The organism is Jatrophihabitans sp., assembly GCF_036388195.1.
GTDB lineage: Bacteria > Actinomycetota > Actinomycetes > Mycobacteriales > Jatrophihabitantaceae > Jatrophihabitans_A.
In genome coordinates, this window is the sequence record NZ_DASVSG010000145.1 from 1 (window position 1) to 6567 (window position 6567).

8 protein-coding genes are annotated in these 6567 nt (G+C 72.2%); 7 read left to right on the forward strand and 1 reads right to left on the reverse strand.

Annotated elements, in window-relative coordinates; all coding sequences use genetic code 11:
* The 5 genes from VF612_RS14870 to VF612_RS14890 all read left to right on the forward strand — a co-directional run.
* Window positions 1–1431: nitrite/sulfite reductase (locus VF612_RS14870; RefSeq protein WP_408660633.1), on the forward strand; the 1431-nt coding region annotated here is incomplete at its 5' end.
* A 31-nt stretch (window positions 1432–1462) separates the two neighbouring features.
* Window positions 1463–1654 carry a hypothetical protein gene (locus VF612_RS14875; RefSeq protein WP_408660634.1) on the forward strand — a complete coding sequence of 64 codons (192 nt, stop codon included), beginning with the start codon at window positions 1463–1465 and terminating at the stop codon, window positions 1652–1654.
* Window positions 1651–2367 (forward strand): phosphoadenylyl-sulfate reductase, encoded by a 717-nt coding sequence (locus VF612_RS14880; RefSeq protein ID WP_408660635.1) that lies wholly within the window; start codon window positions 1651–1653, stop codon window positions 2365–2367. Before VF612_RS14875 ends, VF612_RS14880 begins: the two co-directional genes overlap by 4 nt.
* 29 nt (window positions 2368–2396) lie before the next feature.
* Window positions 2397–2873: a YbaK/EbsC family protein gene (locus VF612_RS14885; protein WP_408660636.1), complete on the forward strand. Its 477-nt coding sequence runs from the start codon at window positions 2397–2399 to the stop codon at window positions 2871–2873.
* A 10-nt stretch (window positions 2874–2883) separates the two neighbouring features.
* A complete protein-coding gene (locus VF612_RS14890; protein WP_408660637.1) occupies window positions 2884–3492 on the forward strand; it encodes a GNAT family N-acetyltransferase in 609 nt (202 codons plus the stop codon).
* Here VF612_RS14890 and metF read toward each other — a convergent pair.
* Window positions 3482–4369 (reverse strand): methylenetetrahydrofolate reductase [NAD(P)H], encoded by an 888-nt coding sequence (metF, locus tag VF612_RS14895; RefSeq protein WP_408660638.1) that lies wholly within the window; start codon window positions 4367–4369, stop codon window positions 3482–3484. The two genes, VF612_RS14890 and metF, sit on opposite strands and share 11 nt — an antisense overlap.
* A 24-nt stretch (window positions 4370–4393) precedes the next feature.
* On the opposite strand from metF, the gene VF612_RS14900 reads away from it, so the two are divergent.
* Entirely contained in the window at window positions 4394–5488 is a 1095-nt protein-coding gene (locus VF612_RS14900; protein WP_408660639.1) for a polyprenyl synthetase family protein, read from the forward strand.
* 30 nt (window positions 5489–5518) lie between these two features.
* Window positions 5519–6567, forward strand: a 1049-nt coding sequence (mptB, locus tag VF612_RS14905) for a polyprenol phosphomannose-dependent alpha 1,6 mannosyltransferase MptB (protein ID WP_408660640.1), incomplete at its 3' end; no start/stop codon positions are given.

Consider the following 6567-nt stretch of genomic DNA (forward strand, 5'->3'; position numbering starts at 1 on the left):
GCCATCCTGGAGCCCGAGGAGCTTGAGGACAAGTACTTCATGCTCCGGATCCGGATCGACGGCGGCCGGCTGAGCTCCCAGCAGCTGCGGGTGATCGGCGACATCGCCACCCGCTACGGCCGCGACCTCGCCGACATCACCGACCGGCAGAACGTGCAGCTGCACTGGATCCGGATCGAGGACGTCCCCACCATCTGGGAGCAGCTGGAAGCGGTCGGCCTCAGCACCACCGAGGCCTGCGGCGACACCCCCCGGGTGATGCTCAGCTGCCCGCTCGAAGGCGTCGCCGCCGACGCGCTCGCCGACGCCTCCGAGGCGCTGGCCGAGACGGTGGAGCGCTACCTGGGCGACCCGGCGTTCTCCAACCTGCCCCGCAAGTTCAAGACCTCGATCTCCGGCTGCGCGCAGCACTGCGTCAACCACGAGATCAACGACGTGGCCTTCGTCGGAGTCCACGACGCCGACGGCCAGCCTGGCTTCGACGTCTGGGTCGGCGGCGGCCTGTCCACCAACCCGATGTTCGCCCAGCGGCTGGGGGTCTTCGTCCGCTCCGACGAGGTGGCCGAGGTGTGGGCCGGGGTGGCGGGCATCTTCCGCGACTACGGCTACCGGCGCTCGCGCAACCACGCCCGGCTGAAGTTCCTGGTGGCCGACTGGGGCACCGAGAAGTTTCGCGAGGTCCTGCAAGAGGAATACCTGCGACGCAAGCTGCCCGACGGGCCAGCGCCGGAGGCCTCACCGGCGCACCGCGACCACATCGGCGTGATCGCCCAGCGGGACGGCGCCTTCGCCGTCGGCGCCACCACCGCGTCCGGGCGCACCAGCGGCGCCGCGCTGACCCAGGTCGCGAAGCTGGCCGAGTCGCTGGGCAGCGGACGGATCCGCACCACCGCCCAGCAGGGCCTGGTGCTGCTGGACGTGCCGGCCGACTCGACCGGGGCCGTGGTGGAGGAGCTGGACGGGCTGGGGCTCTCGGCCCGGCCCACGAAGTTCCACCGCGGCACCATCGCCTGCACCGGTATCGAGTTCTGCAAGCTCGCGCTGGTCGAGACAAAGGGACGGGCCGAGACCATCCGGCACGAGCTGGAACGCCGGATGCCTGATTTCGACACGGCAATCACGATCAATGTCAACGGCTGCCCGAACTCCTGCGCCCGCTTCCAGGTCGCCGACATCGGCTTCAAGGGCATCGTGCAGAAGGTCAAGGCCGAGGACGGCTCGTTCGTCGATGCCGAGGCGTTCCAGGTCCATCTCGGTGGCCAGCTCGGCAGCGAGGCCGCGTTCGGCCGCAAGTTCCGCGGGCTGAAGGTGACCGCCGAGCAGGCGCCGGACTACGCCGAGCGGGTGCTGACCGGCTACCTCGAGCGGCGGTCGGCCGATGAGTCCTTCGCCAGCTACGTCAGCCGAGCCGAGGAAGACTGGTTGTTGTGAGCCGGCCAGTAACACGGCCGGAGATCTGGACATGACTGAGCGCGCGGCGCCGTTCCACTGCCCGTACTGCGCTGATGAAGACCTGAGACCGTTCGGCGAAACCCACGGGCAGTGGCGCTGCGGCGCCTGTCAGCGAGTGTTTTCCCTCAAGTACCTGGGGATCGCTGCTGACTGGACGACGCACCCGGCGCCAGAACCGCCTGTGCAAGGAGAAGAGACATGAGCGAAACGATCGCGCGCGATCAATCCGCGGTGACCGACCTGCGGCGGCTGGCCGAGCGCGCCGGGAACGAACTCGAATCGGCTTCGGCGATCGAGATCCTGCGCTGGGCGGTCGAGCAGTTCGGCTCGGACTGGTGCGTCGCCTCTTCGATGGAGGACTCGGTGCTGGCTCACCTGGCCTCGCGGGTGCTGCCCGGGGTCGACGTGGTCTTTCTCGACACCGGCTATCACTTCGCCGAGACCCTCGGCATGCGCGATGCGGTGGACGCGGTCCTGCCGGTCTCGGTACGCACCGTGCTGCCGCTGCGCACCGTCACCGAGCAGGACGCCCAGCTCGGGCCCCGGCTGCACGAGCGCGCCCCGGGCGCATGCTGCGCCCTGCGCAAGGTCGAACCGCTGCGCCGCGTGCTGACCCAGTACCGGGCCTGGGCGTCGGGGCTGCGCCGGGCGGACTCGGCCAGCCGCGCCAGGATCAAGGTCGTCGACTGGGACGCCAAGCACCACATGGTCAAGCTCAACCCGATCGCCGCCTGGACCGACGACGACGTCGACGCCTACATCGCCGAGCACGGCCTGCTGGTCAACCCCCTGCTCTCCGACGGCTACGGCTCGATCGGCTGCGGCCCGTGCACCCGCAGGCTGCTGCCCGGCGAGCACTCCCGGGCCGGGCGCTGGGCCGGCACCCCCAAGACAGAGTGCGGCCTGCACGCCTGAGCCGAAGCGGCCACGTAGTCTGCCAAGCCGTGGCCGACCTGCATCCCAACTGCGTCCTGATCAACTCGATCCTGGCCGCCGCCGGCCTGCCCGGCCGGGTCCGGATCCTGCCCGAGGCAGCCCCGACCGCGGTCACCGCTGCCGCACAGCTCGGCGTCGACGTCGCGGCGATCGTGAACTCGCTGATCTTCAGCACCGCCGAGCACACCCCGCTGCTGGTGCTGACCAGCGGCGGGCACCGGGTCGACACCGCCAAGGTCGCGGCGCTGGTGGGGACGGCGAAGCTGTCACGGGCCTCGGCGGAGTTCGTCCGCGACGCCACCGGCCAGCCCATCGGCGGGGTCGCGCCGATCGGGCATCCGGCGCCGATCCGGACGCTGCTCGACACCGAGCTGGCCCGGTTCCCGGAGATCTGGGCAGCCGGCGGCGTCCCGCACGCGGTGTTTCCGATCAGCTACCCCGACCTGCTGGACCTGACGTCGGCCCAACCGGTCGCAGTCGCCTAATCTGCTGGACATGGCAGAGCTACCCGGAGCCGGCGGCACGGCCTCGACGATCGTGATCGTCGACGTGCCCCGCTCCGACCTGTCGCCGCCCCGGCTCGCCGAGGCGATGGCCATCTACGTCGAGGCGATGGGCTACCCACCCGCCAGCGGCGCCCAGCGAGGCACCCACATGCTCCGGCACGCCGGCTTCGATTCCTTCCGCTGCCGGGCCGCGCTCAACGCCGACGGAAAGATGCTCGGCTTCGGATACGGCTACACCAGCCTGCCGGGCCAGTGGTGGCACGACCTGGTGCTGCGCGCCGTCGACGGCGACACCGCGTACTGGCTGGGCAGCGCCTTCGAGCTCTCGGAGCTGCACGTCCTCCCGGCCGCCCAGGGAGCGGGCCTCGGCGAGCGGCTGCTGCGCTCGCTGGCCGACGGCCTGCCGCACCGCACCATGGTGCTCTCGACCCCCGAGGGCGAGAACCGGGCCTGGCGGCTCTACCGCCGGCTGGGCTTCTACGACCTGGCCCGCAACCACCTGTTCCCCGGCGACCACCGGCCGTTCGGGGTGCTCGGGGCCCGGCTGCCGTTCCCGTCGCCGACCGAACCGGGAGCCGGCGACCAGCTCAGCGGCTGATCGCGTCCGAGGTGAGGTTGGCCCACACCTCGCGGGTCGCCCGCGACCGGTTCAGCGTGTAGAAGTGGATGCCCGGCACGCCCTCGTCGAGCAGCCGGCGGGCCAGCTTCGAGGCCTCCTCGATGCCCAGCTCCCGCACCGCCTTCGGATCCTCGGCGATCTCTGCGAACCGCGCGCCCAGCTCGGCCGGGAACGGCGCGCCGCTGAACTGCTCGGAGCGCTCGATGATGCCCATGTTGGTCACCGGCATCAGGCCGGCGAGGATCGGCACCTCGCAGCCGGCAGCGGCCACCCGGTCGCGCAGCCGCAGGTAGACCTCGGGCTCGAAGAACATCTGGGTGATCGCGTAGTCGGCGCCGCGTCGGCACTTCTCGACGAAGCGGGCGGTGTCGTCCTCGACCGACGCCGACCTCGGGTGCTTGTACGGAAACGCCGCCACCCCGACGGTGAAGTCGCCGTGCGCCCGCAGCAGGCTCACCAGCTCGCCGGCGTAGCTCAGTCCCTCGGGATGGGAGACCCACTCCCCCAGCGGGTCACCGGGCGGGTCGCCGCGCAACGCCAGGACGTTGGAGATGCCGGCGTCAGCCAGCCTGCCGACGATGGCCCGGATCTCGGCGACGGAGTGGCCGACCGCGGTCAGGTGCGCCACCGGCAGCAGGGTGGTGTCGCTGGCGATCCGCTCGGTGATCTTGATGGTGTGGTCGCGGGTGTGGCCGCCTGCTCCGTAGGTGACCGAGACGAAGTCCGGATGCAGGGACTCCAGCTCGCGGATGGTCGTCCACAGCAGCCGGTCGTCCTCGGGGGTCTTGGGCGGGAAGAACTCGAAGGAGAACGTCGGCCTTCCGGCCTTGAATGAGTCCCTCACCGTGCGTGCCATCCCATGAGGGTACTGTCCGCGGCTGTGGCTGACCGTGCGGACCTGTCGGCGCCGGCCGCCACACTGGGAGAGCGGATCGGCGCCGAGCTGACCGCCTTCCTGGCCGAACGAACCGGCCCGTTGACCGCGATCTCTCCCGACCTCGGCCCGCTCGCCCAGGCCGCCCGGGCCGCGGTGCTCACCGGCGGCAAGCGGCTGCGTCCCACCTTCGCCTACTGGGGGTGGCGCAGCGTGCAGCCGGCGGCGGCGCCGGGTGAGGCGCAGCTGATCCGGGCCGCGGCCAGCCTGGAGCTGCTGCACGCCTGCGCTCTTGTGCACGACGACGTGATGGACAGCTCCGACACCCGGCGCGGCCAGCCGGCGGCGCACGTCCGGTTCGGCCGGTTCCATCGCGAGCAGGGCTGGCACGGCTCCGCGCAGTCGTTCGGGGCCGCCGGCGCGATCCTGCTCGGCGACCTGCTGCTGTCCTGGTCGGAGGAGCTGTTCGCCTCGGCCATCAGCTGCCTGCCGCCGGAGCGGGCCAGGGCCGCGATCGAGGAATTCGGCCGGATGCGCACCGAGGTGGTGGCCGGGCAGTTCCTGGACATCCTGGCCCAGGCCCGCGGCGCCTTCGACCCGGACGAGGCGGTGCGGGTGGTGGAGTACAAGACCAGCAAGTACACCGTGCAGCGTCCGCTGCTGCTGGGCGCCCGCGCGGCCGGCGGCTCACCGGAGGTCCTGGACGCGCTGTCGGCCTACGGCCTGCTGATCGGCGAGGCGTTCCAGCTGCGCGATGACCTGCTCGGGGTGTTCGGCGACCCGTCCCAGACCGGCAAGCCCGCCGGCGATGACCTGCGGGAAGGCAAGCGCACCCTGCTGGTGGCGCTGGCGTTCCAGGCCGCGAACCCCGCCCAGCGGGCGCTGCTGCAGGCAGGCATCGGCGATCCGGCGCTCACCGCGGACGGGGTGGCGCGGTTGCGCGAGGTGCTGGAGCGGACCGGGGCGCACGAGCAGATCGAGCAGCGGATCGTCGAACGGGCCGCGGAGGCGGCTCGCTGCCTGGCCGCTGGATCGCTGCGGCCGGTGGCCGCGCAGGCGCTGCTGGAGCTGGCCCAGGCCGCCGCGCACCGGACGTTCTGAAGCTGGCGCCGGATCTGCGACGATGGGCGGGTGACTGTCAGCCTCCAGCGGCAGGTCCCGGCGCCGCCGCCGGTGCCGAGCGGCCTGCGCTGGTTCGCCCGGGCCGTGGACGGCTGGGGGCTGGCTGCGATCGCCCGGGCCGGCCTGATCGGCACCCTCATGATCGCGGTGGGCAGCTTCGGCGCCGCCGCGCTGCCGGCCAACGACCCGACCCGGCTGATCCCGGTGCTGGGCCTGCTGCGGCACGGCCAGGCGGGCCTGTACACCGCCCTGGCGCTGTACTACCTGGGCCTGGTCCTGGTGGTGATCGCCTGGCTGCTGCTGGGCCGGCTGCTGCTGACCGGCTCTGCCCGCGGCGAGCGTGCCAGCACCTCCGAGGTGGTCGCGCCGCCGCTGCTGCGCCGGATCCTGATCTGCTGGACCGTCCCGCTGCTGTTCGGGATGCCGCTGGCGAGCTCGGACCTCTACAGCTACGCCGCCCAGGCCCAGCTGGCCCGGCACGGCCTGGACCCCTACACGACCACCCCGGCCGACCTGCCCGCCGTCGATCTCGGCAAGTTCCTCGACAACGTCGCCTGGAAGTGGGTCGACACGCCATCGCCGTACGGGCCGCTCTGGGTGGCGGCCTCCAAGTGGGTGGCAGCGCTCACCGGCGACCACGCGCTGATCAGCGTGCTGCTGCTGCGGCTGCTGCCCTTCGCCGCGATCGTGCTCACCGCCCGGTTGCTGCCGGTGCTCGCCGGCCGGTACGGCAAGCGCGCGGACCTGGCGCTGTGGCTGGCGATCGGCAACCCGCTGATCCTGGTGCACGCCGTCGGCGGCGGCCACAACGACGCGGTCATGGTGGCCCTGATCGTCGCGGGGCTGGTCCTGGTGACCCGGCCGGCACCCGGCTGGCACGACCTGGTCGGCGGCATCGCGCTGATGACGCTGGCCGCGGCCGTGAAGTCGCCGGGGTTGGTGGCGGCGGCCTTCGCGGTGCCGATCTACCTAGCTGGTCAAAGGGCCGCCGGCCGGTCGGGGCTGCGCCGCCGGGACTGGGTCAGGCACTGCGCCATCGCGGTGGCGGTCGCGGGGGC